23 protein-coding genes and 1 tRNA gene are annotated in these 26,182 nt (G+C 57.1%); 11 read left to right on the top strand and 13 right to left on the bottom strand.

Features of this window, described 5'->3' with window-relative positions:
- Positions 1-173: 173 nt before the first annotated feature.
- From HMPREF3148_RS09445 to uvrA, 7 genes are all read right to left on the bottom strand, one after another.
- Positions 174-977, bottom strand: coding sequence for a TrmH family RNA methyltransferase (locus HMPREF3148_RS09445; RefSeq protein ID WP_070509044.1), 804 nt, complete (start codon positions 975-977; stop codon positions 174-176).
- Positions 978-1,138: 161 nt separating this feature from the next.
- Complete coding sequence (locus HMPREF3148_RS09440) at positions 1,139-1,606, bottom strand: TM2 domain-containing protein (protein WP_005529330.1); 468 nt, start codon at positions 1,604-1,606, stop codon at positions 1,139-1,141.
- Between the two features lie 286 nt (positions 1,607-1,892).
- On the bottom strand, positions 1,893-2,276 hold the full coding sequence (gene rplT, locus HMPREF3148_RS09435) for a 50S ribosomal protein L20 (protein WP_005323264.1): 384 nt from the start codon (positions 2,274-2,276) through the stop codon (positions 1,893-1,895).
- A 55-nt stretch (positions 2,277-2,331) separates the two neighbouring features.
- Entirely contained in the window at positions 2,332-2,526 is a 195-nt protein-coding gene (gene rpmI / locus HMPREF3148_RS09430; protein WP_005529328.1) for a 50S ribosomal protein L35, read from the bottom strand.
- 36 nt (positions 2,527-2,562) lie between these two features.
- Positions 2,563-3,084 (bottom strand): translation initiation factor IF-3, encoded by a 522-nt coding sequence (gene infC, locus HMPREF3148_RS09425; RefSeq protein ID WP_080548604.1) that lies wholly within the window; start codon positions 3,082-3,084, stop codon positions 2,563-2,565.
- 298 nt (positions 3,085-3,382) lie between these two features.
- Positions 3,383-4,282, bottom strand: a complete 900-nt coding sequence (locus HMPREF3148_RS09420; protein ID WP_236081501.1) for a serine hydrolase — start codon at positions 4,280-4,282, stop codon at positions 3,383-3,385.
- Between the two features lie 47 nt (positions 4,283-4,329).
- Positions 4,330-7,167, bottom strand: coding sequence for an excinuclease ABC subunit UvrA (gene uvrA, locus HMPREF3148_RS09415; RefSeq protein WP_049064265.1), 2,838 nt, complete (start codon positions 7,165-7,167; stop codon positions 4,330-4,332).
- Between the two features lie 91 nt (positions 7,168-7,258).
- On the opposite strand from uvrA, the gene HMPREF3148_RS09410 reads away from it, so the two are divergent.
- The 4 genes from HMPREF3148_RS09410 to HMPREF3148_RS09395 all read left to right on the top strand — a co-directional run bounded on the left by HMPREF3148_RS09410 (position 7,259) and on the right by HMPREF3148_RS09395 (position 12,292).
- Positions 7,259-7,861: an MBL fold metallo-hydrolase gene (locus HMPREF3148_RS09410; protein WP_049064267.1), complete on the top strand. Its 603-nt coding sequence runs from the start codon at positions 7,259-7,261 to the stop codon at positions 7,859-7,861.
- 117 nt (positions 7,862-7,978) lie between these two features.
- Positions 7,979-8,896 carry a DoxX family protein gene (locus HMPREF3148_RS09405; RefSeq protein ID WP_049064270.1) on the top strand — a complete coding sequence of 306 codons (918 nt, stop codon included), beginning with the start codon at positions 7,979-7,981 and terminating at the stop codon, positions 8,894-8,896.
- Between the two features lie 74 nt (positions 8,897-8,970).
- On the top strand, positions 8,971-11,238 hold the full coding sequence (locus HMPREF3148_RS09400; protein ID WP_370875935.1) for a HelD family protein: 2,268 nt from the start codon (positions 8,971-8,973) through the stop codon (positions 11,236-11,238).
- Positions 11,239-11,248: 10 nt separating this feature from the next.
- On the top strand, positions 11,249-12,292 hold the full coding sequence (locus HMPREF3148_RS09395) for an App1 family protein (protein WP_049064274.1): 1,044 nt from the start codon (positions 11,249-11,251) through the stop codon (positions 12,290-12,292).
- 129 nt (positions 12,293-12,421) lie between these two features.
- Here HMPREF3148_RS09395 and HMPREF3148_RS09390 read toward each other — a convergent pair whose 3' ends face one another.
- The 5 genes from HMPREF3148_RS09390 to rpsA form a co-directional block, all read right to left on the bottom strand.
- Positions 12,422-12,862: a universal stress protein gene (locus HMPREF3148_RS09390; RefSeq protein WP_005529320.1), complete on the bottom strand. Its 441-nt coding sequence runs from the start codon at positions 12,860-12,862 to the stop codon at positions 12,422-12,424.
- Positions 12,863-13,062: 200 nt separating this feature from the next.
- Positions 13,063-15,156, bottom strand: a complete 2,094-nt coding sequence (gene uvrB, locus HMPREF3148_RS09385) for an excinuclease ABC subunit UvrB (protein WP_049151738.1) — start codon at positions 15,154-15,156, stop codon at positions 13,063-13,065.
- Positions 15,157-15,225: 69 nt separating this feature from the next.
- A complete protein-coding gene (locus HMPREF3148_RS09380) occupies positions 15,226-15,588 on the bottom strand; it encodes a DUF4259 domain-containing protein (RefSeq protein WP_049151737.1) in 363 nt (120 codons plus the stop codon).
- A gap of 105 nt (positions 15,589-15,693) precedes the next feature.
- Positions 15,694-16,293 carry a dephospho-CoA kinase gene (gene coaE, locus HMPREF3148_RS09375; protein ID WP_049151736.1) on the bottom strand — a complete coding sequence of 200 codons (600 nt, stop codon included), beginning with the start codon at positions 16,291-16,293 and terminating at the stop codon, positions 15,694-15,696.
- A gap of 103 nt (positions 16,294-16,396) precedes the next feature.
- Positions 16,397-17,857 carry a 30S ribosomal protein S1 gene (rpsA, locus tag HMPREF3148_RS09370; protein WP_049063996.1) on the bottom strand — a complete coding sequence of 487 codons (1,461 nt, stop codon included), beginning with the start codon at positions 17,855-17,857 and terminating at the stop codon, positions 16,397-16,399.
- Positions 17,858-18,103: 246 nt separating this feature from the next.
- On the opposite strand from rpsA, the gene HMPREF3148_RS09365 reads away from it, so the two are divergent.
- Positions 18,104-18,862: a class I SAM-dependent methyltransferase gene (locus HMPREF3148_RS09365; RefSeq protein ID WP_049151735.1), complete on the top strand. Its 759-nt coding sequence runs from the start codon at positions 18,104-18,106 to the stop codon at positions 18,860-18,862.
- A gap of 87 nt (positions 18,863-18,949) precedes the next feature.
- Positions 18,950-19,405, top strand: a complete 456-nt coding sequence (locus HMPREF3148_RS09360) for an RDD family protein (RefSeq protein WP_172454573.1) — start codon at positions 18,950-18,952, stop codon at positions 19,403-19,405.
- Positions 19,406-19,470: 65 nt separating this feature from the next.
- Here HMPREF3148_RS09360 and polA read toward each other — a convergent pair whose 3' ends face one another.
- A complete protein-coding gene (gene polA / locus HMPREF3148_RS09355; protein WP_049151734.1) occupies positions 19,471-22,137 on the bottom strand; it encodes a DNA polymerase I in 2,667 nt (888 codons plus the stop codon).
- A gap of 81 nt (positions 22,138-22,218) precedes the next feature.
- Between polA and HMPREF3148_RS09350 the strand changes: the two genes are divergently transcribed.
- From HMPREF3148_RS09350 to HMPREF3148_RS09330, 5 genes are all read left to right on the top strand, one after another.
- Positions 22,219-22,295, top strand: a tRNA-Leu gene (locus HMPREF3148_RS09350).
- 402 nt (positions 22,296-22,697) lie between these two features.
- On the top strand, positions 22,698-23,534 hold the full coding sequence (locus HMPREF3148_RS09345) for a DUF368 domain-containing protein (protein WP_005529304.1): 837 nt from the start codon (positions 22,698-22,700) through the stop codon (positions 23,532-23,534).
- A gap of 4 nt (positions 23,535-23,538) precedes the next feature.
- Entirely contained in the window at positions 23,539-24,417 is an 879-nt protein-coding gene (locus tag HMPREF3148_RS09340) for an ABC transporter substrate-binding protein (protein WP_049151733.1), read from the top strand.
- A complete protein-coding gene (locus HMPREF3148_RS09335; RefSeq protein WP_049063988.1) occupies positions 24,410-25,375 on the top strand; it encodes an amino acid ABC transporter permease in 966 nt (321 codons plus the stop codon). Before HMPREF3148_RS09340 ends, HMPREF3148_RS09335 begins: the two co-directional genes overlap by 8 nt.
- Complete coding sequence (locus HMPREF3148_RS09330) at positions 25,375-26,139, top strand: amino acid ABC transporter ATP-binding protein (RefSeq protein ID WP_005529299.1); 765 nt, start codon at positions 25,375-25,377, stop codon at positions 26,137-26,139. Before HMPREF3148_RS09335 ends, HMPREF3148_RS09330 begins: the two co-directional genes overlap by 1 nt.
- The last annotated feature ends 43 nt before the right edge of the window (positions 26,140-26,182 follow it).

The raw sequence follows: 26,182 nt of genomic DNA, 5'->3' as shown, positions 1-26,182 counted from the left end.
CACCGTCACCAGTTGGTGCGCTGGCGACTCGACGTCCAGGGCGTGGCCAAGCTGCGTCTTCGCGAGAAAGACGGAAGGCACCGACACAATGTGGAAAGGAATAGCCATAAGCCAAACGTTCCCGTTCGTTAGCCACCACTTTTCCGTTCGGATTGTGACATGCCAAACAATTTTTAGGAGCGATTCAACGCTTTGGCAGATTCATACAAACAAATTGAGGCTGCCGTGGCAAGGTTGAGCGACTCCGCGCGGCCGAGGATCGGAATGCGCACGCGCATGTCCGCTTCTTCTTGCAACTCCCCTAGTCCATGGGCTTCGTTACCGAACAACCAGGCGGTGGGTTGGCTGAGATCGGCCTCGGCAAGATCTACTTCCCCATCAGCGGCAGTCGCCAGAATCTGCATGCCTGACTTCCGCAGCTGCCCAAGCACATCCTTGATGTTCGGATCGCGCGCTACGGGAATATGAAACAGTGACCCAGCCGAGGCACGCGCCACTTTGCAGCCCAGAGGATCGACTGTCTCGCCTGCAAAGATGACGCCGTCGGCGCCCATAGCGTCCGAAGTACGGATGAGCGTTCCAGCATTGCCAGGCTCCGAGGTAAGGACTGGCACAGATACTAGATTTGGCTTGCCGTTGAGAATCTTTCCGGCCGACCAAAGAACAGGCTTGCAGAGTGCAAAAAGACCGGTTGTGGTTGCGGTATCAGAGAGATGGCGTGCGGCTTTGTCGGTGATTGGATGGACGTAGACATCCATATAGCCACACGCAGTGACGATGTCTTGGAAGCGTTCCGCAGCCTTCTCGGTCACGAATACGTCAGTGGCGGCGCCGGTAGATACTGCGACGTCGACTGCGTTTTCGCCCTCAATGATGAATTGATTCGCCTTTTTGCGGGCCGCTGCACGGTGCAGTTTGGAGGCATTGACGATGCGCGGCGTGCGCTCTGTAAAGGCACTCTCAAAGTCGAGGTTCATGGCCACCACCTTACTAGCCAGGTTTAGCGCTTAGAACCTCCCCCTCCCCTGCAAGGCCAATCACCTTGAGCCCTTTCACCCGGACAAGGCTTTCAATGCACAAACCCTCCATCTCGCATTGCCCGAAAGATGGAGGGTGAAGGTCGACAGACTACTTAAGACTACTTACGCAGCGGAACGCCTTGCGCATCACGGTCGAATCCGCCGACGCCGGCCAGAATCATGATGAACTCAACGAACGCCCACAATGAGATGAAACCAACTACAAAGAAGCCAATGAGCACAAACACGGTGATGCAACCGAAGATGAAGCCCAACAACTGGCCGAGCGCGCGCCCGGTGTTCCCCAGGTAGAAGTTGTGCGCGCCGAGGTAGCCGAAGAAAAAGGCGAGCAGCCATGCAGCCACCCAGGACTTCTGCTCAGCTACAACGGCATACTGCTGTTGCATTGGGTAGGCCTGCCCGTATTGCGGTTGGCTAAATTGCTGCGGCGCAGAATAGCCCTGGCCATATTGCGGTTGTCCGCCCTGGAACTGCGCTGGAACATTGTTACCCTGTGGCTGGCCAAATGGGTTTACCGGCTGGCCACCAGCATTGCCTTGCTGAAAACCATTGTTTGGGTAGGTCATAAAAGTGCTCCTGAAAATGGACAAGATTTAAGAAAAAAGTTCAGCGCCCCTGCGCTGAACATCACAGTCAAGGTAACACGACAAATCACTCGGCACATAAAAGAAAGAATCAATTGGGGAATCATCCCCAACCAATGGGAATTTGATTATCCGCCGGTTTAAGAAAATCGCAGCGACATTTCCGCACTGTCACCATAAAACGGCGAATCCCTCCACCTGTTCGCATGGACTCAGGTGGAGGGATTGACGAGCATAAAGCTCGATAAAGAACCTTAAGTATCGGTTCTTAGGCGGCCTTCGGAGCGTTGACGTCCTCTGGCAGTGCAGCCTTTGCAGCCTCGCACAGTGCGGAGAATGCCTCGAAGTCGTTTACAGCAAGCTCAGCGAGGATCTTGCGGTCAACCTCGATCTCAGCCAAGCGCAGGCCGTGGATGAGACGGTTGTAGGTGATGTCGTTCATGCGGGCAGCAGCGTTGATGCGCTGGATCCACAGCTTGCGGAACTCAGACTTACGAGCACGACGGTCGCGGTAAGCGTAAGTCATGGAGTGCAGCCACTGCTCCTTGGCCTTACGGTAGAGGCGGGAGCGCTGGCCGCGGTAGCCCTTAGCGGACTTCAGAATCGCGCGGCGCTTCTTCTTGGCGTTAACTGAGCGCTTTACTCGTGCCACAGTAATACTTCCTTAATCTTTTGTGGGTTTAGTAAGTGGGTTGATTCGGCGCTAATTAGGAGCGGCCGAGCAGGCGCTTGACGCGCTTGACGTCGGAAGGTGCAACGTCCTTGGTGCCCTTGAGACGACGGGTCTGCTTGGATGGCTTGCCCTCCAGCAGGTGGCGGCGGCCAGCCTGCTCACGGCGCAGCTTGCCGGAACCGGTCACCTTGACGCGCTTGGCGGTGCCCTTGTGGGTCTTCTGCTTCATGAGAATTAAGTCCTTAAATCCTAAGTGGAGCTTGGTCTACTTCTTGCCCTTGCGGACGGGTCCCAAAACCATGGTCATGTTGCGACCATCCTGCTTGGGGCGAGACTCGACGATGCCGTACTCGGCGACATCCTCGGCGAGGCGCTCCAGCAGGCGGAAACCAAGTTCCGGACGCGACTGCTCGCGGCCACGGAACATGATGGTTACCTTGACCTTGGAACCCTTCTCCAGGAAGCGCACCACATTGCCCTTCTTGGTTTCATAATCGTGATCATCGATCTTCGGACGGAACTTCTGTTCCTTAACCACAGTCTGCTGTTGGTTCTTACGGGCTTCGCGAGCCTTCTGAGCCTGCTCATACTTAAATTTGCCGTGGTCCATGATCTTGGCTACTGGCGGCTTTGCATTAGGTGCCACCTCGACCAAGTCAAGATCTGCTTCGTATGCAAGCTTGCGAGCATCATCAGTACGGACAATGCCCACCTGTTCACCACCGGGGCCAACAAGACGGACCTCGGGTACTCGGATGCGCTCATTAATGCGAGCTTCAGCGCTGATTGTGGTTCTCCTCGATTAGGGGGTTAGTGATGTGCCTACCGAGACCACAAACGAAATCCCGGTCTGCCAGAAGCAGCCGGGAGCTCTCATAAAAACGTTAAGGTATTAACCTCAACCCTTTTACCTTTATCCTACGAAGTCAAAGAACTTCGCGGCTTCAGGTGGGAGAAACTCCGCTTGTGACCCGAGACCTCCTGGAGAAGGCCCTACGGGCGGTAGTGCTGATTACCTTAACACCAGCTCATACAAAATCCAAATCGCAACGCGCCCACACTTTTTGACTGCATCCACAACTTGCTTAGATCCGCCTGCACCCTACATAGGGTTTTATGGCCCCATCTGCGATGGCTTGCTCCACAAGCTTGTCGACGCCCTTCGCTAGCGCATTGAGAGCCGGCTCAGCATCGCTGAAATCATCCCCCGGCATCACAACTTCGATTGCTAGCCCAACGCTCTGCGGCTCGGCGCCTTTGGTGCTGCGCACGCCGAACTGCCGGTGGGCATACATTCCATCAATCTCAGACAGACCCCATCCGCCCTTTGCACGCGTATCGGGCAGTGCGGAGAGCCCGTTGCCGTGGTAGACGATGAGATTGGCCATCGCATCATATACATGGCGGGCATGAGCGACGCACGGAAGTGAAGCCCCAAATGCAGCCTGATTTTTCAGCGTCCATGTGGAGTAGCCAAAGGAGTCCTCTACTTTAGCTGGTGCGTCGTATTCGTCGAGCAGGTCTGAAACCGCGCCATTCGCGTCACCGGTTTCCCATTGCACCTGGGTCCACAACGCATATGCGGCGTCATTGTCAGATTGTTCGATTGCCAGATCTATCATCTGCTCATCCGCGCCGACCTCCGCCGCTGCAATCGCAATCGGCACTTTGATTGTGGACCAGGTCGGCTCCTCGCCCTTCAGACCACGCTGGACGGATCCAGACTGAGCATCAATAGCAACACCTGCTTCGACACCGTAGCGCTTTTCCACACGGCGAATCACGCGATCCAGTTCTCCAGCTAGACGCAGCGAATCTTCCTCAGCGCTCCGATCTTTAAGCACACCAGCTAAAGCCTCCGCAGATTGCGCGGCTTGACTCTGAGCGTCACCTTCAGGAGCCGATTGGACATTGTCACAACCGCCCACTGCTCCTGATAATCCGAAGATAACCAGCGCTGATGTAATCAGCTGGAAGGATCTCACGTGCTTCAATCGAAAGATTCTAGCCTTGTCTAGGGCGCAGCCGCCTCTTACAACAGCTCCTTGAGGTACTGGCCGGTATAAGAGCCTTTCACCTTTGCAACATCCTCGGGAGTACCTTGCGCAACAACGGTTCCTCCACCATCGCCACCTTCCGGACCCATGTCGACAATCCAGTCAGCTGCCTTGATTACATCGAGGTTGTGTTCAATGATGAGCACCGAGTTGCCCTTATCAACGAGCCCCTGGATGACGAGCATCAGCTTTCGAATGTCCTCGAAGTGCAGTCCAGTCGTCGGCTCATCGAGGATGTACACGGTACGACCATTGGTTCGCTTCTGCAGCTCAGATGCCAGCTTCACGCGCTGAGCCTCACCACCAGAAAGCGTGGTTGCCGCTTGGCCCAAGCGAACATAGCCCAGTCCGACGTCGACAAGCGTGGCGAGGTAACGATGGATCGAGGTAATCGGCTCAAAGAACTCCGCTGCCTCGGAGATCGGCATGTCAAGAACCTCCGCGATGTTCTTGCCCTTGTAGAGAACCTCAAGCGTCTCACGGTTGTAGCGAGCGCCCTGGCAAACCTCACACGGGACATAAACGTCCGGCAGGAAGTTCATCTCGATCTTCAAGGTGCCGTCACCTTGACACGCCTCACAGCGACCGCCCTTGACGTTGAAAGAGAAACGGCCAGGTTTATAGCCGCGAACCTTCGCCTCTTGTGTCTCGGCGAAGAGGTTGCGGATCTTGTCGAAGACACCAGTGTAGGTCGCGGGATTAGAACGTGGGGTACGGCCAATTGGGCTTTGGTCCACCTGCACGAGCTTGTCCAAGTGCTCGACGCCCTCTACTCGCTTGGCGCGTCCCGGAACCTGGCGAGCGCGGTTGAGCTTATTGGCCAGAGTCTTCGCCAGAATCTGGTTGACCACCGTCGACTTACCGGAGCCTGAAACACCGGTGATACACACCAGGACGCCCAGTGGAATCTCGACGTCGATGCCCTTGAGGTTGTTCTCACGCGCGCCGACAACCTTGAGGGTTCGGTCCTTATCGATCTCGCGGCGCGAATCCGGCACGGCCAAGACGCGATTACCGGCCAAGTATTGACCCGTCAGCGACTCCTCAACTTCGAGGATTCCCTCTGGCTCACCTTGATAGACCACCTCGCCGCCATACTCGCCGGCGCGAGGCCCGACGTCGACAAGCCAGTCCGCTTCGCGGATCGTATCTTCGTCGTGCTCGACAACGATGAGGGTGTTGCCGATATCGCGCAGACGCTTCAACGTAGTGATGAGGCGCTGGTTATCGCGCTGGTGCAGGCCGATCGACGGCTCGTCGAGGACGTACAGGACGCCCGCCAAGCCCGAACCAATCTGAGTAGCCAAGCGAATACGCTGCGCCTCGCCACCCGACAACGTCGAAGCGCCGCGGTCCAAGGTCAGGTAGTTCACGCCCACGTCGAGCAAAAAACGCAGGCGGGCTTGGATCTCCTTGAGCACAGCGCCGGCAATAATTTCCTCGCGGTGACCCAAGACTAGTGAATCCAGGAATTCTGCAGCGCTTTCAATGGACAACGCGGACAAACCCGCGATGGACTTTTCGCCGTGAGCAGTGGACTCAAGGCGCACGGCGAGGATCTCCGGACGCAGACGAGTGCCTTTACACGCGTTGCACGCCACGCGGCGCGTGTACTGAAGCAGGCGATCCTTCTGCGAGTCGGAGTCTGCTTGCTCCAGCTTGCGCTCCAAGAAGCCAATGGCGCCCTCGAAAGGCGCATTCCAATTGCGCTGGCGGCCGTAACGATTCTTGTAGCGAACATTGACCTCAATGTCCGTGCCGTAGATGAGGGCGTCACGCTGCTCCTTGGTCAGCTCGGAAACCGGGGTCTTCGGGTCGAAGCCCATGGTCTTAGCCAGGCCCTCGACGAGCTTGACGAAGTAGCGCGAGTTCGGACTCGAGTGCCACGGCTGAATGGCGTCGACTGCGGGAGCATCTGGATCTGGTATGAGCAGGTCCACATCAACTTCGAGACGGGTACCGAGACCATCACAGACCGGGCAGGAACCAAAGGGTGCGTTGAAGGAGAACGCGCGCGGCTCGTATTCCTCGATGGTCAGCGCGTGGCCATTCGGACAAGCGGCTTTTTCGGAGTAGGTGCGAGTAAGCTCCGGGTTATCGATGAAGTCGAGCGTCACCAAACCGTCAGCCAGGCGCAAAGCGGTCTCCACAGAGTCAGTCAAACGTTGCTTTTGGGAAGCCTTGACCTGGAGGCGGTCAACAACGACGTCGATGTCGTGCTTGATCTGCTTTTTCAGCGTTGGCGGCTCGGTAAGCTGGTAAACCTCGCCGTCGACGCGCACGCGGGAGTAACCCTGCGATGCGAGATCCGCGAAGAGATCAACGAACTCACCCTTGCGTTTGCGCACCACCGGCGCGAGAACCTGGAACTTCAGCTTTTCTTCCAGCTCAAGAACAGCATCCACAATCTGCTGCGGCGTCTGCCGCTCGATCACTGCATCGCATTCCGGGCAATGCGGGGTGCCAGCACGCGAAAACAGCAAACGCAGATAATCGTAGATCTCCGTGATGGTGCCCACAGTCGAACGGGGGTTGTGGTTCGTCGATTTCTGGTCGATGGACACCGCCGGCGAAAGTCCATCGATAAAGTCCACGTCCGGCTTGTCCATCTGGCCCAAGAACATGCGAGCATAAGAGCTCAACGACTCCACGTAGCGCCGCTGGCCCTCCGCGAAAATGGTGTCAAAGGCCAGCGATGACTTGCCAGAACCCGACAAGCCAGTGAAAACCACCATTTTGTCACGTGGCAGGTCGATATCGACGCCTTTGAGGTTGTGCTCGCGAGCTCCACGTACGACCAAACGATCAGCCACTATGTGTGCCTCCTCTTATCGGCCCGCGCTGTGGGGTCAGCGAGGCCAGTAGAAAATGTCTCTCTAAGAATCTACCCGTAGGGTTGGACACATGAATAACACGCTTTCCCTTCACAGTATTTCCGTCTCCGACATGGACAACAACTGCTACCTGATTTGTTGCGGTGATGAAGCACTGCTTGTCGATGCCGCGGATGATGCGCCGGCAATCCTCCAACTGGCTGCAGAACAGGGTGTGAAGATCACCGCTTTGCTGACGACCCACCGCCACTGGGACCACGTGCGGGCAACAAAAGACATCATCGAGGCCACCGGGGCCACCCACTATGCTTCCTTCCTGGACTCCCCTGCATTGCCCGCACCGGTCGACGTCGATCTGCGCCAGGGGGACACAGTTCCATTCGCCGGCCGCGAGTTTCCTGCAATCATCCTGCGTGGCCACACCCCAGGCGGGGCCGCGATTGCCGTGGATATCGATGGCACGACGAACTTGTTTGTCGGCGATTCACTCTTCCCAGGTGGCGTAGGAAAGACCACCTCAGAGGGAGACTTCGTCAGGCTGTACAAAGACGTCAGCGAGCGCATCTTCGACGTCTATCCGGATTCAGCGATTGTCCGACCAGGCCACGGCAAATCTACAACTCTTGGTGAGGAACGGCCGAAACTCGACGAGTGGTGGGAACGCCGCTGGTAGACACCAAATTCTTCCTCTCTCGGGGGCGAGTAGGGGCGCTCGACTCGCCCCGCGGGCCGGCATTTTTCCGTACACTGGTTTAACGCACATTAATTTACTCAATGAATGGAGCACGTAATGATTCGTAAGTTTGCCCGCCCGATGCTGGCTTCGGTTTTCGTATGGGACGGTGTCGATACTCTCCGTAACGCTTCCGACCACGTAGCGGAAACGGAGTCCGTGCTCAACCGTCTGCGTAAGGTCGTTCCAGTCCAGTACGCCGGTTACATTCCCAATGACCCTGAGCTCGCAGCGCGCGCAATCGGCGGCCTCAAGGTCGGCGCCGGTTCCACGCTTGCACTGGGCAAAGCACCGCGCACCTCCGCCGCAGTTCTCGCATTGTCTACGCTGCCTAATCTGCTTGGCCGTAACGCTTTCTGGGAGGCTGAGACCACCGAGGAGAAAAATGACCGCCGCAACGGTTTCCTCACCAACACCGCTCTGCTAGGCGCGCTCTTTATCGCGACCCAGGACACCGAGGGTAAGCCTTCCCTGCGCTGGCGCGCATCCAAGACTGCGGAGCGCACCAACAAGAAGATTCAGCAGGCTCTGCCCACCAAGTCCGAGCAGCAGAAGTTCGCTGACAGCATCTCTGACCGCGCGGATGACTTCTCCTCCAAGGCCACCGACTGGTTCGAGGGCGCCAAGGAATACGTCGATGACAACAAGGATGACTGGCAAGCGACCGGCAAGGGTCTCGTAGACACTGCTCGCTCTTTCATCGAGGACAGCGCCGAGCAGGCTCGTAACTTCATCGATGACAACAAGGATGACTGGCTGTCTGCAGCTCAGGACAACGCCAAGCTGGCACGCAAGAGCGCTGTCAAGGCTGCTACGAAGGCACAGTCCCGGGCTGACGATGCTCTAGCCAAGGTAGACACCAAGTCCAATAAGCGCGCAGTTAAGAAGGCAACCAAGCGCGCCGAGAAGCTTCAGGCTGAAGCTTCCAAGAAGATCGACAAGGCCATCAAGAAGTTCGGCGACCGCCTGAACTAAGCCTTTAACCCTCAGCGGCCCAGCAAGGTATGCTGGGCCGTTGTTGTTTTTCTAACCGTGTCCGCACGGTCCACATGCATCGAGATTTTGGGAGCAGAGTGTCTTCACCAGAGTTGTCTAACGCCAAGTCGCCGCAGGGACCAGTGACGAATGAGACCGCACGCGAAATTAACGCGGAACAAGAATACGTCGATAATCTCTTCTCCCGGCTCGACCGAGAAGTTGCCTTGGCCAATGAGAAGCTAAACGAGGTGCAGAAAGACGTCGACCCGCATACTCCAGACGCAGACGCACTCATCCGCCGTGAAACGGAGTACCACGGCCTGCAAGCGAAGTTGGACCGCCTTAATCTGGCTCAGCTCGGCTTAGTCTTTGGTCGCATAGACATCGACGCCCCCGGCGACAATCCCACCGAAGAAGGCCTCGACCGCAGGTATATCGGCAGGATGGGCCTGGATGCTCGTGAGGACGACTACCGGACGCTCCTCCTCGACTGGCGTGCACCAATGGCCCGCCCCTTCTACCTTGCGACCACAGCGCAGCCAGAGGGCGTCACCGTCCGCCGGCACATTCGTACCAAAGGCCGCCTCGTTACGGACATCAACGATGAGGTCCTCTCAGGTACAGGCACGGCGTCGGAAAGCGCAGGCGTTGCCAGTGAATCCGCGCTCTACCAAGCACTCCAGCGAGCACGTACGGGCCACATGGAATCCATCGTGGAGACCATCCAGCGCGAACAAGATGAGATCATCCGCGACAATACCCGCGGCGTCCTCGTAGTTGAGGGAGGACCCGGCACAGGAAAGACCGCAGTGGCGCTCCATAGAGTGGCGTATCTGCTCTACACCCATCGCGAACAACTGGCTGCCACTGGCGTGCTCATCGTCGGCCCGAACTCCACCTTCTTGGACTACATCTCCCGCGTTCTTCCGGAACTCGGCGAGACCGGCGTGGTGCTTTCCACCGTGGGTGACCTGTTCCCAGGCATCACGCCAACCCATCAAGAGCCACTACTCGGGCGCGAGATCAAGGGTTCTGAAGCAATGGTGGATATCCTGTCCGCCGCGGTGAAGAACTACCAGACCCTCCCCACTGACACCCAGTGCATTACCGCAGAGCACTTGGAATTGGATATCGATGCTGCAATGGTCAAGGCGGCACGCACTCGTGCCCGCCGCTCCCGCAAACCGCACAACGATGCGCGAGCAGCATTTTCTGAGCATCTCATCGAGTCCCTCGCACAACAGATGGCACAGAAAATTGGTGCGGACCCGTTGGGCGGTCAGAATCTCCTGTCCCGCGCCGACGTCGATCAGCTGCATGACGATCTGGTGGATGAGCCGCAGGTGCAGCAACTCATCGACCAGTTTTGGCCCACCCTTGACCCGCGCACAGTTCTGGCTGATCTCTTGTCCTCCCAGGAGCAAATTGACGCTGCCGCCAGCGACTATGATTCTGAGACCCGTGAAGCCCTGTACCGCGCGCAAGGTGATGCGTGGACTGCATCGGATGCGGCATTGTTGGACGAACTAGCGGTCCTCATCGGTATGCCAAACCCAGAGGAGGAGAAGGCAGCCGCGGACAAAGCCTGGCGTGAACAGGTTGCCGATGCGGAGGATGCGCTCGATATTCTGACTTCCTCTGACTCGACCGACAACGATGACGACATGTTCGATGCGGAGATCTTGTCCGCACACGACGTCATCGACGCAGAGACCCTCGCGCGCCGCCAGGAAGTAAGCGACAACCGCACCACGGCCGAACGTGCGCAGGAGGATTACACCTGGGCTTACGGACACATCATCGTTGACGAAGCGCAAGAACTCAGCCCCATGGAGTGGCGGATGCTATTCCGTCGCAGCCCTTCCCGATGGATGACGCTTGTGGGTGACACCGCGCAGACTGGCGCTCCTGCTGGAGTTGATGACTGGGCTGAAGCCTTAGAACCTTTTGTAGCGAAGCGTTTCCGGCATCATCAATTGACCGTCAACTACCGCACTCCCCAGCCAATTGCAGATTTGGCCAATTCGTTATTGGAGCTTATTAACCCCCAATCGACGCCCGCTGTGGCGGTTCGAGATGGTGTGCCCGTCGAATTTGCGACAGAGACACGAGACTACGTACCCGGCACTTTCACAGACAAAGATGGCCGGCTGAATGCTGTTATCACGCGGGAAAACGTCGAGGACATTAAAGGACTTGAGTTCGACCATGTGGTCGTAGTGGATCCTGACGACATCGTTGCGGCCTCTCCACAAGGCTTGCAAAATCTGTATGTTGCGGTAACTCGCGCCACGCAATCCTTGACGTTGGCCGGACGGTGGCAGGAAATCTTCCACTAGTCTGGTGGGCATGGCTTTATCTGACATCGCACGTAAAATTGAACGCGCTTCCAACTCGGCAGCTTTGCGACGTTCCACCCGCAAAGGCTGGGTACCCAAGCTTTCGGGTTATGCCGGATATGGCAACACCGAGTTTGTTCACGTCTTGGGCCGTGTTCTCATGCATGACCCTGAGTCCACAGAAAATGAGACTTGGGCACAGCGAGGCTACCGGCAGTTCTTTACTATCCAGGTGGCCAACCTCGATGTTTCAGTGACCGTAAACGGAAAGACTGTAACCGGGCACACTAACTACAACGGCTACGTGGACATTTTGGTTCATGAGCATGGCCTTGCGGCCGGCTGGCACGAAGTCACTATTGATGCTGCAGGCGCAGAGCCAATCACCGCTGAGGTACTCATTGTCTCGGAAGACTCGCCTCTGGGCGTGGTCAGCGACATCGATGACACTGTTATGGTGACGTGGCTTCCACGCGCTATGACGGCAGCTTGGAATTCCTGGGTCAAGCGAACCAACACCCGTCAACCTGTAGAGGGCATGGCTGGGTTCTACCAAGAGCTGCGTACCAAGCACCCCGACATGCCGTTCATTTACTTGTCCACGGGTGCATGGAATACCTACGATACCTTGGTCACCTTCATGGAAAATAACGGCTTCCCTAAGGGGCCATTGCTATTGACGGACTGGGGACCAACTCCTACCGGTCTCTTCCGCAACGGTCAGGAGCACAAACGCGTGCAGCTGCGTAACCTCTTCATCGCTTTCCCGTGGATGAAGTGGCTGCTTATTGGTGACGACGGGCAGCATGACCCGCTCACCTATGGCGACGCCGCCAACGAGCATCCGGACCGGGTAGCGGCGGTAGCAATACGCAACCTCTCCCCGCAAGAGCAACTGCTCTCCCACGGTTCTTTAGCACCACTCGCGGACGCGAATGAGGAAGGCTCTTTTTCGATTCCACTAATTCAGGGCGAAAATGGCCACACCTTGGCTGCCAAGATGCGCGGCATCGAGCCCGAAATCAACAGTGAGGTGTACGACTCCGACAGCTAAGACACCAACAATGCGTCCGGTCCCGGTGCATAGGCCGGCGAGCACAGCGGATTTAAAAAAATAAAGGCCTAGGGTTCCTCAGTGAGGAGCCCTAGGCCTTATCTGCTGCCGCTTGGGCGGCACAGGTTCTTAGTTCACGGTGTGGACGATCATGACGTCGCAATCGGACTGGCGAGCAACATCGGCCGGAACGGAACCCAGCAGACGGCCGGTCAGGGAGTTGATGCCGCGGTTACCGACGATGAGTAGGTCAGCGTTGTTATCGTTGACGATGGACATCAGTGCCTGGACTGGGGTGCCAGGGCGAACCGCGGTCTCAACCTTAGCAACACCGAACTTCTCGGCGTGCTCCTTGCCCGCCTGCAGGTTAGCCTCTGCCTTCTCGTCACCCAGAATGGTCACGGAATCCTGGCGCAAGGTCTTGGAAGCCTGCTCCTGGTTCTCGTAGTAAGCACAACCGATGATTAGAGTTGCATCGAATGCTGCGGCGATCTTGGCGGCGCGCTCCACTGCGAGGAGGGAGGACTTGGATCCGTCGGTGCCAACCACGATCTTGTTGTAATCGCTCATGATGACCTTTCTTTAGGGGCCTTAGCCCCAAGTGATGATGCAGAATATGCAAATTGCTTATGCTTTAAAGGCGCAATCGCTAGTCTAACAATTTTGTGACTGACTCGTTACTCGACGTGTCAATTTTGACGCATTAATCAACGTGCTGTTTTTCTCACAATTTTGCGACCGTGTCGCCCACGCTTCACCTTTAAGCTCTTTTAGATTCCCGCTTCCTTGAGACCGCGCAGTTCTTTCTTGAGATCCGCAATCTCATCACGTAGCCGGCCCGCCAGCTCAAATTTGAGTTCACGAGCCGCAGCGCCCATCTGGGCGGTGAGGTCGTCGATCAGCTTTTGTACCTCATCGACTGCCATCGTGGAGACATCAGGCTTATCCATCAGCGCGGCTGGGTCACTTGCGGCGGCCTCTTCCCCATCGGATTCGTAGACCTGGTCCAGAATGTCCGCGATCTTCTTGCGCAACGGCTGCGGGTCAATTCCGTGTTCCTCGTTATAGGCAATTTGCTTCTCGCGGCGTCGCTCGGTTTCCTCAATGGCCTCCTGCATCGAGTCAGTTATTTTGTCCGCGTACATAATGACCTCGCCTGAGACATTTCGCGCCGCACGGCCAATGGTCTGGATAAGTGACGTCGTCGAGCGCAGAAAGCCCTCCTTATCGGCATCAAGGATGGCCACCAAAGAAACCTCGGGAAGGTCAAGTCCCTCACGCAGCAGGTTGATGCCCACGAGGACGTCGTACTCGCCCAAGCGCAGCTGGCGCAACAGCTCCACGCGCTGCAAGGTATCGATGTCTGAGTGGAGATAGCGAACCTTAACGCCGTGCTCCAACAGGTAATCCGTGAGGTCCTCGGCCATGCGCTTGGTAAGCGTGGTGACGAGCACACGTTCTTGCTTTGCCGTGCGTTGCCGAATCTCATCGATGAGATCGTCGATCTGGCCCTTGGTCGGCTTGACTGTGACTTTCGGATCAATAAGGCCGGTTGGGCGAATAACCTGCTCCACGTACTCGCCTTGGGAGGCCGTGAGCTCGAAGTTGCCTGGGGTTGCGGACATGTAGACGGTCTGGCCAACGCGTTCTTCGAATTCGTCGAAGGTTAGCGGACGGTTGTCCGTAGCTGACGGCAGGCGGAACCCGAATTCCACAAGGTTGCGCTTGCGGGACATGTCGCCTTCGAACATGCCGCCAATCTGCGGAACGGTTACGTGAGACTCGTCAATGATGGTCAGGAAGTCCTCTGGGAAGTAGTCCAGCAGCGTAGCTGGTGCGGAACCTGCCGGGCGCCCGTCAATGTGGCGGGAGTAGTTCTCAATGCCGGAACAGAAGCCAACCTGCTCAATCATCTCTAGGTCGTACTCGGTACGCATGCGCAGACGCTGCGCCTCTAGTAACTTGCCGCGGTTTTCTAGGTCGGCGAGCCGCTCGGCAAGTTCCGCCTTGATATCTTCCACTGCCTTTGCCATGCGTTCTGGACCAGCCACATAGTGCGTAGCTGGAAAGATTCGCACCTCGTCGACGCGCTCGAGGACGTCGCCCGTCAGCGGATGGATGTAATAGAGCTCGTCAACATCATCACCAAAGAACTCAATCCGTACCGCACGTTCCTCGTAGGCCGGGATGATGTCGACCGTATCGCCCTTCACGCGGAAAGTACCACGAGTAAAGCCCACATCGTTGCGCTCATATTGAATATCCACAAGCAGGCGCAGGAAGCGGTCGCGGTCGATTTCCTCGCCTTCCTCGATTATCACCGAACGGTCTAAATAAGATTGCGGCGTGCCCAGACCGTAGATACAAGACACGGAGGAAACAACGACAACGTCGCGGCGAGAAAGCAGTGAGGAAGTCGCGGCGTGGCGCAGGCGTTCGACGTCCTCGTTAATGGAGGAATCCTTCTCAATGTAGGTATCCGTCTGCGCGATATAGGCCTCTGGTTGGTAGTAGTCGTAGTAGGAGACGAAGTACTCCACCGCATTGTGTGGGAGCAGCTGGCGCAGCTCGTTAGCCAATTGCGCTGCCAAGGTCTTGTTTGGGGCCATGACGAGCGTGGGACGCTGTTGCTTTTCAATGAGCCACGCTGCTGTAGCTGATTTGCCTGTACCGGTTGCACCCATGAGCACAACATCGCGCTCGCCTCTACTGAGACGCTCGTCGAGCTCAGCGATGGCAGCCGGCTGGTCGCCCGAGGGCTGAAACTCTGACTCCACCTTGAATTCTGCGGATCGCCGCTCCACCTCTCCAACGGGACGGTGTTCAGAGACGGGCAAAATGGGATGTTCTGCTGCAAAAGCCATGACGGCCAGTCTAGCGCTATTTCTTGGCAACCATTGCGCGGCTAAACGCGCTTTATCGTGTTCGTCCGCCTAGGGCAAAGACGCACGAACCGACTGCACCCAGATCTCCAACTCCCCTGTTGTTTCCCACAGCGCATAAACAGGCGAGCTTTCAGGCTCCAAGGTCGAATTAATCTTCTTTCGCAACCACGCTCGCGACTGCGGAGTACAAATCGACTTCAATTCCTTAGCTGACACGCCGTTGGGCAGCCGATCCTGCGGAGTATTCACTAGCGCTCCCAGCGCAATAACCATTTCAGCTTCATCTACGTCAAGGGGACTATCAGCGCAGGATCTCTTGAAATGCTCGAAATCGAAGGTGCCATCACGAAGCTCCGCAAGCAACTCACAAGCGGCATGATTATCAAATGGCCCTACGTCCCACGTCCCCATAGGAGCAGACACTAAGAAACCAAAATGAACACAAAAAGAGAACTGCGTAAATTTTGTCTACATCAATAATGAAAATTAGTTGTCTTAAGAAAAGCCTGCAACAATCTATTTCTTAACGGCGATTTCATGCACCACACGTTCAACTTGCCCAGGAAGTTCCTCAAGGGAACCGTTGTTATCAATGACAAAGTCAGCGGCTGCCAGCCGCGCGTCATCCGAAATCTGCGCTGCGATCCGGCGCCGCGCATCGGTCTCATCAAGACCGCGAAACTTCACGAGGCGCTGCACACGCGTGGCCACATCCACGTCGACCACGATGGTGTAATCCATCCCAGTGTGGAGACCTTTGTCCACGAGCAATGGCATGTCATACACCACAAATTCCTCGCCAGCGCTGCGGGCAGCGTCGAACCGCCGCTGAGTCTCAGCCTCGATTCGTGGGTGCGTAATGTCGTTGAGGCGCTGCGTCGACGCGGCGTCGCCAAACGCGCGCGTGGCCAGAAGACCACGGTTCAAGCTTCCGTCCTCGCGGATAATATCAGCGCCAAACGCCTCAGCAAGCTCTGTCAGTGCCGGCTCGCCTGGCTCAACGATGTCCCGCGCGATCTGGTCCGCGTCGACCACAGTCCAGCCCTGTTCCTTGAGCAAACGCGCAACGGTGGACTTTCCGCTTCCGATGCCGCCAGTGAGTCCGATGAGTTTCATAAAGGTTCAGATTACGCGAAAAGGCCGCATCCTGCGTTCAAATAAGAACGAAGGATGCGGCCTACATTCAGCTAGGCGCTGTTTAAGCCTTGAAAGTTAAGACTTAGTTGCCAGCGAGCTTGTCGCGCAGAGCAGCGAGCTGCTCGTCGGAAGCCAGGGAGCCGCCAACCTCAGCCGGTGCCTCGGATGCCGGAGCTGCATCGTTGGACTCGGAGGAGTAGTTGGAGGACTCGTTAGCCTCTGCAGCCTCAGCGGCTGCGGCACGGTTGCGCTCGATCTGAGCGGTGTGCAGGTTGAAGCGACGCTCGGACTCGGCGTAGCGTGCCTCCCAAGCCTGACGCTGCTCGTCGAAGCCCTCGAGCCACTCGTTGGTCTCTGGGTCGAAGCCCTCTGGGAAGACGTAGTTGCCCTGCTCGTCGTAGGAGTCAGCCATGCCGTACTTGGACGGATCGAACTCTTCGGTGTAGTCCTCGTCTGCCTGCTTAACAGACAGGGAGATACGACGACGCTCGAGATCGATGTCGATGACCTTGACCATGACTTCCTGACCAACGGTGACAACCTGGTCTGGAACCTCGACGTGGCGCTGAGCCAGCTCGGAGATGTGAACCAGGCCCTCGATGCCCTCCTCGACACGAACGAATGCGCCGAACGGAACGAGCTTGGTGACCTTGCCCGGGACGATCTGGCCCACAGCGTGGGTGCGGGCGAATACGCGCCACGGATCTTCCTGGGTAGCCTTCAGGGAGAGGGAAACGCGCTCGCGGTCGAGATCAACGTCGAGAACCTCAACGGTGACTTCGTCGCCAACGGTGACAACCTCGGACGGGTGGTCGATGTGCTTCCAAGACAGCTCGGAAACGTGAACCAGGCCGTCGACACCGCCGAGATCAACGAATGCGCCGAAGTTGACGATGGAGGAAACAACGCCCTTGCGGACCTGGCCCTTCTGCAGCTGGTGCAGGAACTCGGAGCGAACCTCAGACTGGGTCTGCTCGAGGAATGCACGGCGGGACAGAACAACGTTGTTACGCTGCTTGTCGAGCTCGATGATCTTTGCTTCCAGCTCCTGGCCGATGTATGGCTCCAGGTCGCGGACGCGACGCATCTCGACGAGGGAAGCAGGCAGGAAGCCACGCAGGCCGATGTCCAGAATCAGGCCGCCCTTGACGACCTCGATAACGGTACCGGTAACTGGCTCTTCCTTGGCGTGCAGCTCCTCGACTGCGCCCCAAGCGCGCTCGTACTGTGCGCGCTTCTTGGACAGGATCAGACGGCCTTCCTTGTCCTCCTTGGTGAGAACAAGTGCGTCGATCTGATCGCCGACCTCGACGACCTCATCCGGGTCGACGTCGTGCTTGATGGACAGCTCGCGGGACGGGATGACGCCTTCGGTCTTGTATCCGATGTCGAGCAGGACCTCGTCGTGGTCAACCTTGACCACGGTGCCCTCGACGATGTCACCATCGTTGAAGTACTTGATGGTTGCGTCAACAGCAGCGAGGAAGTCCTCAGCGGTTCCGATGTCGTTAATCGCAACCTGAGGGGTGTTAGAAGTTGGCATATGTAGAAATGCTCCGAAGTGATGTAGGAGATCGTAATTGGACAGTTACGAGTCTCTCGAAAAGCATCTCTAAACAGGCCAAATGGCGATGGTTTAGGATGGATTCCGATCCCGCCGTGACGATGTATAAAGCCCTCCTACGGAAGCCTTAGACAACCCACGGCATAGACACGCCCGTACAACACTACATCCGCGCAGCTAAAACGGCAAATATACACGCGGAACGCGCATTCAAGGAGCCCTTCAGTGTCTGCTGATTCACAGTCCCCCGCGCCACGCTTCTCCCCGTCGCACGCGAATCGTCAATTCTGGGACAGCGACGCCCGCGATTATCATGCGGCACACGAGGAATATTTGTCCTCGTTTTACTGGTGTCCCGAGATGCTACACGAGGAGCAGGCGCAGTTGCTTGGCGACGTCTCTACTTCCACAGTTTTGGAACTCGGGTGCGGCTCTGCGCCGTGTACTGCGTGGTTGCAAGGACGCGCGCGGTTTGCCACGGGCTTCGATATTTCGCGCGGGATGCTGACACACGCGCCTGGGGGCTTGCCGCTTGTGCAGGCTGATGTGTTGGCGCTTCCCTACTCCAACGATTCATTCGACGTGGTGTTCTCAGCCTTTGGCGCCCTTCCTTTCATTGCGAACATCGACCAAGCCTTGGCGGAAGTGCATCGCGTACTTAAGCCCGGTGGGAGATTCGTGTTCTCCACCAACCACCCGATGCGATGGATTTTCCCCGACGATCCCGCGAACCTCACCGCGGAGTTGCCGTATTTCGACCGCGCCTATATCGAGAGCGACGCGGAGGGAAACCTCACCTACGCTGAGTTCCACCGCACCGTAGGCGACTGGCTGCGCGCGCTACAAACCCGCGGCGGATTCCTGATTGAAGACATCCTCGAGCCCGTGTGGCCGGAGGACCTTGACCTGACTTGGGGCCAGTGGTCAAGAGAACGTGGCGAGATTTTCCCGGGAACAATCATTTTTGTCTGTGTCAGACAATGATCACAGTCTGCGTCAGACGACACTCACGGTCTGTGGCAGTTGCTCGCCATTGTCTAGCGCAGACACCCGTTGAGTAGGCTCTACTGCATGCAGATTTTGGTTAAGGAACGCCTCGGTATCACGCTGCGCCGTGTTGTGGCTTGGTGGATTGATGCCTTCCTCGCCGCGGCCATGATCATGGTGGTGAGGTGGAGCGTGAATGCGCTTTTCGACGCCCCGATAACTGGGCGAGTAGGCGCGATCTACGACATCGCGGCCCTCGCTGTGGTCTTTTACCTTTATCGAGTGATCTGCGAGGCACGCACCCGGACCTCGCTTGGAAAGTGGTCCTTGCAGCTCGAAGTCATCACAGACAAACCCGGTTGGTGGAGCGCGGCCCTGCGCAACGCCTGGATTCTGCTGACCCTGATTTCCTTAACCGGGGTCCCTCACGTCGAGACTATCGTGCTCGGAATCCTTGGTCTCTCCGTGTTGACCACTGGTCAAACGCCTTTCGACATGGTGGCTAACTGTCTCGTCGAACGCCGCCAGCGCGCGGCGTAGCGCGGCCCCGCGCGTGGAGTTGCGGGGCCGGTCCTGTCGAGTGACTGACCAGTGATTGCCGCGCCTTAGTGCGCTGCGGCGTCCCAATCCTTGCCCGCGCCGGCGGAAACCTCCAGCGGCACGGTGAGTTCAATTGCGGAGTCCATCTCGCGCTCAAGAATCTTCTTAACCTCATCCGCCTCCCCCGGCGCAACTTCGACGACAAGTTCGTCGTGCACCTGGAGTAGCACTCGGGACTTAAGTTCGCGCAGCGCATTATCGACGCGAATCATGGCTACCTTGATGATGTCGGCTGCGGTGCCCTGGATAGGGGCGTTGAGCGCTGCGCGCTCGGCGTTCTCACGCGCGAGGCGATTATCCGAGTTGAGTTCAGGGAGGTAACGGCGTCGCCCGAACACGGTTGCTGTGTATCCGTCCTTGCGTGCCTTCTCCACCACGTTATCTAGGTAGCGCTTCACGCCACCGAAGCGCTCGAAGTAGTTTTCCATGATTTCTTTAGCTTCACGCGCAGGAATGCCCAGCTGCTGGGAAAGACCAAAGGCAGACAGACCGTAGACCAGACCATAGGACATGGCCTTCACGCGGCGACGCAGCTCTGGGGTGACCTCGTCGACGGGCACGTCGAAGACCTTAGACCCCACGTAGTTGTGCAGATCCTCCCCTGCCCGGTAAGCCTCGATGAGACCGGGGTCCTCAGATAGGTGAGCCATGACGCGCATTTCGATCTGTGAGTAGTCGGCAGTCATCAAGGTTTCAAAGCCCTCGCCCACGATGAATGCAGAACGGATCTGGCGGCCCGCCTCCGTGCGCACAGGAATGTTCTGCAGGTTGGGTTCCGTCGAAGACAAACGGCCTGTCGATGCCACCGTTTGATTGAAGGTAGTGTGAATTCGGCCGTCTGGCTGCACAGTCTTGATGAGACCTTCGAGGGTGGTCTTCATCTTCTGGTACTCACGGTGTGCTAACAGGTGATCAAGGAACGGGTGCGGGTGGTTCACGGCAAGCTGCTCAATCTCTTTGGCAGCCGTGGAATAGCCCGTCTTGGTCTTCTTGGTCTTTGGCATCTCGAAAGTTTCGAAGAGCACGGCCTGCAACTGCTTAGGTGAGTTCAGGTTCAGCGAGTCGTCGCCAGCCAGCTCACGAGCAGCACGTTCCTGCTCGGCTACCTGCTCAATGAAGGCGTCGAGCTGAGTTTCCAGAATCTCCACGTCCACGGCAATACCGGTGGCCTCCATGCGGGCCAAGATTCCCACGAGCGGAAGCTCGAGGTCGGTGTAGAGCTCAAAGGAATCGATGGCTTGCAGCTGCTTTGTAAGTTCTGCGGCCAGCTCCATGATGGCTGCGGCCTGGTCCACCAGGGACGTATCGTCTAGCAGTGACAGCTGATCGCTGGCTTGACCGAGCGTCTTCTTAAGGTGTCGTTGATAAACATCTGACAGCTCATAGGTGCGCTGCCCAGGGCGCAGCAGGTACGCAGCAATTGCAGTGTCGTGCGCAATGCCGCGCAGCTCGATGCCACGGCCAGCAAGCATATGGAACGCTGCTTTGGCCTCGTGGAAATACTTGGGCGCATCCGAAGTAAGCCACTGGGCGAGTGCTGCATCGTCTTCGGCGCTGAGTTCGCCGAGCTCGAGCTGCATGCCGTGGAAATCGGCGTCGACAAGCGCAATTGCGCTCGCGTCCCCGCGGCCCGGACGCCCGTCGCCCTGTACGAACACAGCGACGTCCTTCTTGTCCTTGAGCCACTGCTTCAGCGGCGCATCGACGATCTCCGTCTCCTGCGTAGGCACTTCTGTTTGTGCAGGTGCCTCACCACCGTCATTTGGAATCGCATCAAGGACACGCTCGCGGAGCCCGCCGCCGAACTCGAGCGCGTCAAAACGCTCCGCAACCTCAGACACTGCTGCACCCTTGAACTGCAGATCCGCCGGGGCCACCTCCAGATCCATGTCTGTGATCATCTGGGTCAGTTTGCGGTTCATGCGCACCTGCTCGATGCGATCGCGGAAGTTCTGTCCCGCCACGCCCTTAATATCTTCGGCATGCTCGATGAGGCCCTCGAGGGAGCCGTACTCGAGAATCCACTTTGTTGCGGTCTTCTCACCTACCTTCGGAACCGACGGCAAGTTATCGGAGGGGTCGCCACGCAGCGCAGCGAAGTCCGGATATTGCCGAGGGGTCAAGCCATACTTCTCCACCACTGCATCCGGGGTGAAGCGGTGCAGGGTCGATACGCCGCGCATCGGGTACAGGACTGTGGTGTCCTCGTTAACCAGTTGCAGGTAGTCGCGGTCACCGGTGACGATGAGGGTTTCAAAATCCGTGGCCTGGGTTGCCAGGGTGGCTACGATATCGTCGGCCTCAAAGTTCTCACGTGACAGTGTCGTAATGCCCAGAGTGCCCAGCACCTCGCGAATGAGATCGACCTGGCCGCGGAATTCCTCTGGGGCAGCTTCCCGCTGCGCCTTGTATTCGGGAAACATCTCGGTACGGAAGGTCTTGCGGCCCACATCGAAGGCAACGCCCACATACTCGGGCTTTTCCTCGGCGATAATGTTCGCAAGCATCGAAAGGAATCCGTACACCGCGTTGGTGTGCTGGCCGCCCGACGTTGCGAAGTTTTCAGCAGGCAGCGCATAGAAGGCGCGGAAGGCCATGGAGTGGCCGTCAATGAGCAGAAGTCGCGGTTTGTTGCTGGAGTTTTTGGTCGTCGAAGAAGTCACTCGCCCCATCTTAGAGCCTTTACCCCCACCTGATTAGTATTTGGTTCGACGACTGCGCTAAACTTCATTTCAGTCAACACAACGTTGCACGCCCCTGTAGCCCAATTGGCAGAGGCAATGGATTCAAAACCCATTCAGTGTGAGTTCGAGTCTCACCAGGGGCACCAACAAACCCTCGCATCCGTGCGCTTTATTGCCTAGGTGCGAGGGTTTTTTCACATCGCAGAAACTATTCGCGTTCAACGGTGCCAGTTATCACGGGCTGCGCGCGCCAAAATACGGCAGCCCTTGGGAGGGAGTAGCCAGCTGCGCTTTCACCACCTATCCCCTAATTCCCCCAGAGTAAAATGCGTGTTTCCCGCATCTGTGCTCAGCTCAATCAATACTTTTTAGCAGTAAACAGGCTTTTGCTTAGAGCAGGATCTATGAATAATATAAGACTGAAGGTATTTATCATGTAATGTCGGCACCGCGGATTAAATGAATTAATCAGCATTTTGAGTAAATTCTTTAACCATTACGGCACGTCAGAACGAGAATGAGAGCACCAAGAGGTTAGTTTCGAAAACATGCAATTTGTACTCAACGCCATTCGCGGCGCACTCATTGGCTCGGCTGAATTAGTTCCTGGCATCTCGGGCGGCACGGTTGCGCTCATCGTGGGCATCTACGAACGCGCGCTGCACAATGCTAACTTCCTCATCTCAGGCCGGCTCAAGAAGGTTGAATGGGCTTTCCTCGCGTCGGTTGCGGTCGGCATGTTCGCGGCCGTTTTTGGATTCTCCACGATTCTCCATAACTTCGTCGAAAATCAGGTCTCCGTTTCTAACGCATTATTCCTCGGAATGGTGGCCGTCTCCATTTTCGTGCCTTTGACAATGATCGACAGGGACGAGCGATTCAAGTTTTCATCAATAGTGGCCTTTATCATCTCGGCAGCAGCAATTTTCTTCGTAACCGGTTTTACTTCCGATCCTGTTGAGAACCCATCGCTCATCGTCGTCTTCTTCGCCGCGATGGTCGCCGTGTGTGCTTTAGTCCTCCCCGGTGTTTCTGGCTCCCTGATTTTGCTCACCATGGGTCTTTATCAGCCAATTATCGGTGCTGTTTCAGACCGCGAGATGGGCACCATCGCTGTCTTTGCGTTAGGCGCACTTTGCGGACTTGCTGCATTTGTGAAGGTGCTCAACTACCTTCTGGACAACCATCGTGGGCCAACCCTGGCAGCTATGGCCGGCTTCATGCTCGGCTCGCTGCGTGCGCTGTGGCCATGGGGTGCGGACCAAGATGCTTCGAGTGGCCTCATTGTGGTGATGCTTATCTTGGGAGCGATCATCGTTTCGATCTTCATTTTTATTGACGCCCGCAAGGCTAAGAACTACCACGTGCCAGAAAAGCAAGGCTAAGACCATGTATAAAAAGATTGCTGCCAGCGGCGGGTTACTCGCCTGCGCGATGCTCGCTGCTGGCTGCGTAACAAACGTCGAGTCCTCGACTCCTGATGGCTGGGAAGAACCGCGCCTGGACAAAGTTCCAGAAATCGCCGCGCTTTACGACGACGCCGATGGAGTCCTGACGGCAGGCACTAACCCTCCCTTTGCGCCATTCGAGTTCAAAGACCCCGATGGTGCAATCGTCGGCGTGGAGATGGACATGATGAAGGCTATCGCCGACATCTTGGGCCTTGAATTCCAGCCTGTTGAGCAGGACTTCTCGATGATCCTGCCGGCCGTCCAGTCGGGTCAGATCGATATCGGCGCATCTGGCTTCACCGACAACCAGGAACGCCGAAAGAACTTCGACTTCATCGACCACCTCTACGCAGGCATCCAGTGGGCGGAACGCACAGACGGTATCAAACGCGTCGACCCTTCGAACCCGTGCGGGCTGACCGTGGCGGTTCAGCGCACCACCGTCTCAGAGACAGACGACGTCATTCCCAAGAAGGACGCATGCGGCGGCGACCTCCGCATCCTTTCCTACGATACGAGCGACAACGCTGCGCTCGCCGTCATCATGGGCCGCGCCGACGCAATGTCCGCGGACTCCCCTGTTTCCTCGTGGGCTGTCAACCGTTCCGACGGAAAAATGCGAATGGTCGGTGACATGTTTGACGCCGCACCTTATGGCTTCGCTGTACCTAAAGACTCGAAGCTTGGCCCCGCAGTTGCCGCGGCGCTCAACCACCTCATCGAAACCGGTGAATACCAGAAGATCTTGGAACGCTGGGGCATCAGCGATGGCCTCGTGGAAGAGGCAATGATTAATGAAAGGCCAGTCAATGACTAACCCATCACAGGCCCCTAAAGCCACCAAGTCGGCACGGTCTAACAAGGCCGCTGAGCCCAAAGAGATTCAAGCCCGCCCGCTGCGCCACCCCTGGCGCTGGGTTTTTGCCACGATTCTGGTGTTGCTCGGCGTCTGGTTTGTTATCAGTTCCGCCCGCAACGAAGCCTTCGGCTGGGATACCTATTTCCAGTACCTCTTCGATAGCCGCATCGCAGTTGCTTCCCTACACACCTTGGCAATTACAGCACTGGCGATGATCATCGGCGTCGTAGGAGGTGCCATCCTCGCTGTGATGCGGATGTCACCGAACCCGGTTCTCCAAGGCGTCGCCTGGCTCTTCCTCTGGATCTTCCGCGGCACGCCAGTCTATGTGCAGCTGGTGTTCTGGGGCCTGCTTTCTGCTTTGTACCAGTCCATCAACCTTGGTTTCACCGAGATTTCGCTCGCCAGCGTTTTGACCAACGCCTTCCTGCTTTCGGTCTTGGGCTTGGGCCTTAACGAAGCTGCGTATATGGCCGAGATTGTACGTTCTGGTATCTCAGCCGTTCCCGAAGGCCAGAAGGAAGCCTCTAAAGCACTTGGTATGGGCTGGTGGATGACCATGCGCCGCACCGTCCTTCCACAGGCAATGCGCATCATCATTCCGCCGACAGGCAACGAGTTCATCTCTTTGCTGAAGACCTCTTCGTTGGTCGTGGCAGTTCCGTATACCTACGAGATCTTCGGCCGCGCTACGGACATTTCTGCAGCGCTTTTCGAGCCAATTCCACTGCTCCTCGTGGCAGCAACCTGGTACCTCGTCATCACCTCCCTGCTGATGATCGCGCAGTACTTCTTGGAGCGTCGTTTCGACCGTGGTGCTACTCGTGAGCTCACTGCTCGCCAGCTCGCCGCGCTTGCCGACGCCGAGGGCACCATCCCCCACAACGTTTCCGTCATCCCAGAGGTTAAAAAGTAATGGCAACGCCAATGATTTCCGCACAGAACGTACACAAGTCCTTCGGAAGCCTCAACGTGCTCAAAGGCATTACCTTGGAAGTTCAGCCCGGCGAGGTCGCGTGCCTTCTCGGCCCTTCGGGCTCCGGTAAGTCGACGTTCCTGCGTTGCTGCAACCACCTTGAAAAGGTTACGGCAGGCAGGCTCTACGTAGATGGTGACCTCATCGGTTATCGTGAGCGTGACGGAGCGCTGTACGAGATTTCCGAGAAGGAAGCAGCAGCCCAACGCGCAGACATCGGCATGGTTTTCCAGCAGTTCAACCTCTTCGCGCACCGCACGGTCCTCGAGAACATCATCGAGGCTCCCGTCCATGTTAAAAAGCAGCCTGTGGAACAAGCAAAAAAGCGCGCCATGGAGCTACTCGAGCAGGTGGGCCTTGCACATAAGGCTGACGCCTACCCAGTACAGCTCTCCGGTGGCCAGCAACAGCGTGTTGCTATCGCTCGCTCCGTGGCGATGGACCCGAAGCTGATGCTTTTCGATGAGCCGACTTCAGCTCTCGACCCTGAGCTGGTGGGCGAAGTCCTGCGCGTCATGAAGGAACTCGCTGCGGGCGGCATGACCATGCTGGTGGTCACCCACGAAATGGGATTTGCCCGAGAAGTCGCCGACAAGATTTTCTTCATGGACGGCGGCCAAGTCATCGAATCTGGCACTCCGCAGCAGGTCATCGACAACCCGCAGCACCCGCGCACCCAGGAGTTCCTCTCCTCGCTCCTCTAAGCTCCTGTGGGCCCCTCGAGTGGCCCACATACAACAAAAGCGC

Source organism: Corynebacterium sp. HMSC05D08 (assembly GCF_001807215.1).
Taxonomy (GTDB): domain Bacteria; phylum Actinomycetota; class Actinomycetes; order Mycobacteriales; family Mycobacteriaceae; genus Corynebacterium; species Corynebacterium striatum.
This window is presented reverse-complemented; position numbering and strand designations above follow the sequence as displayed.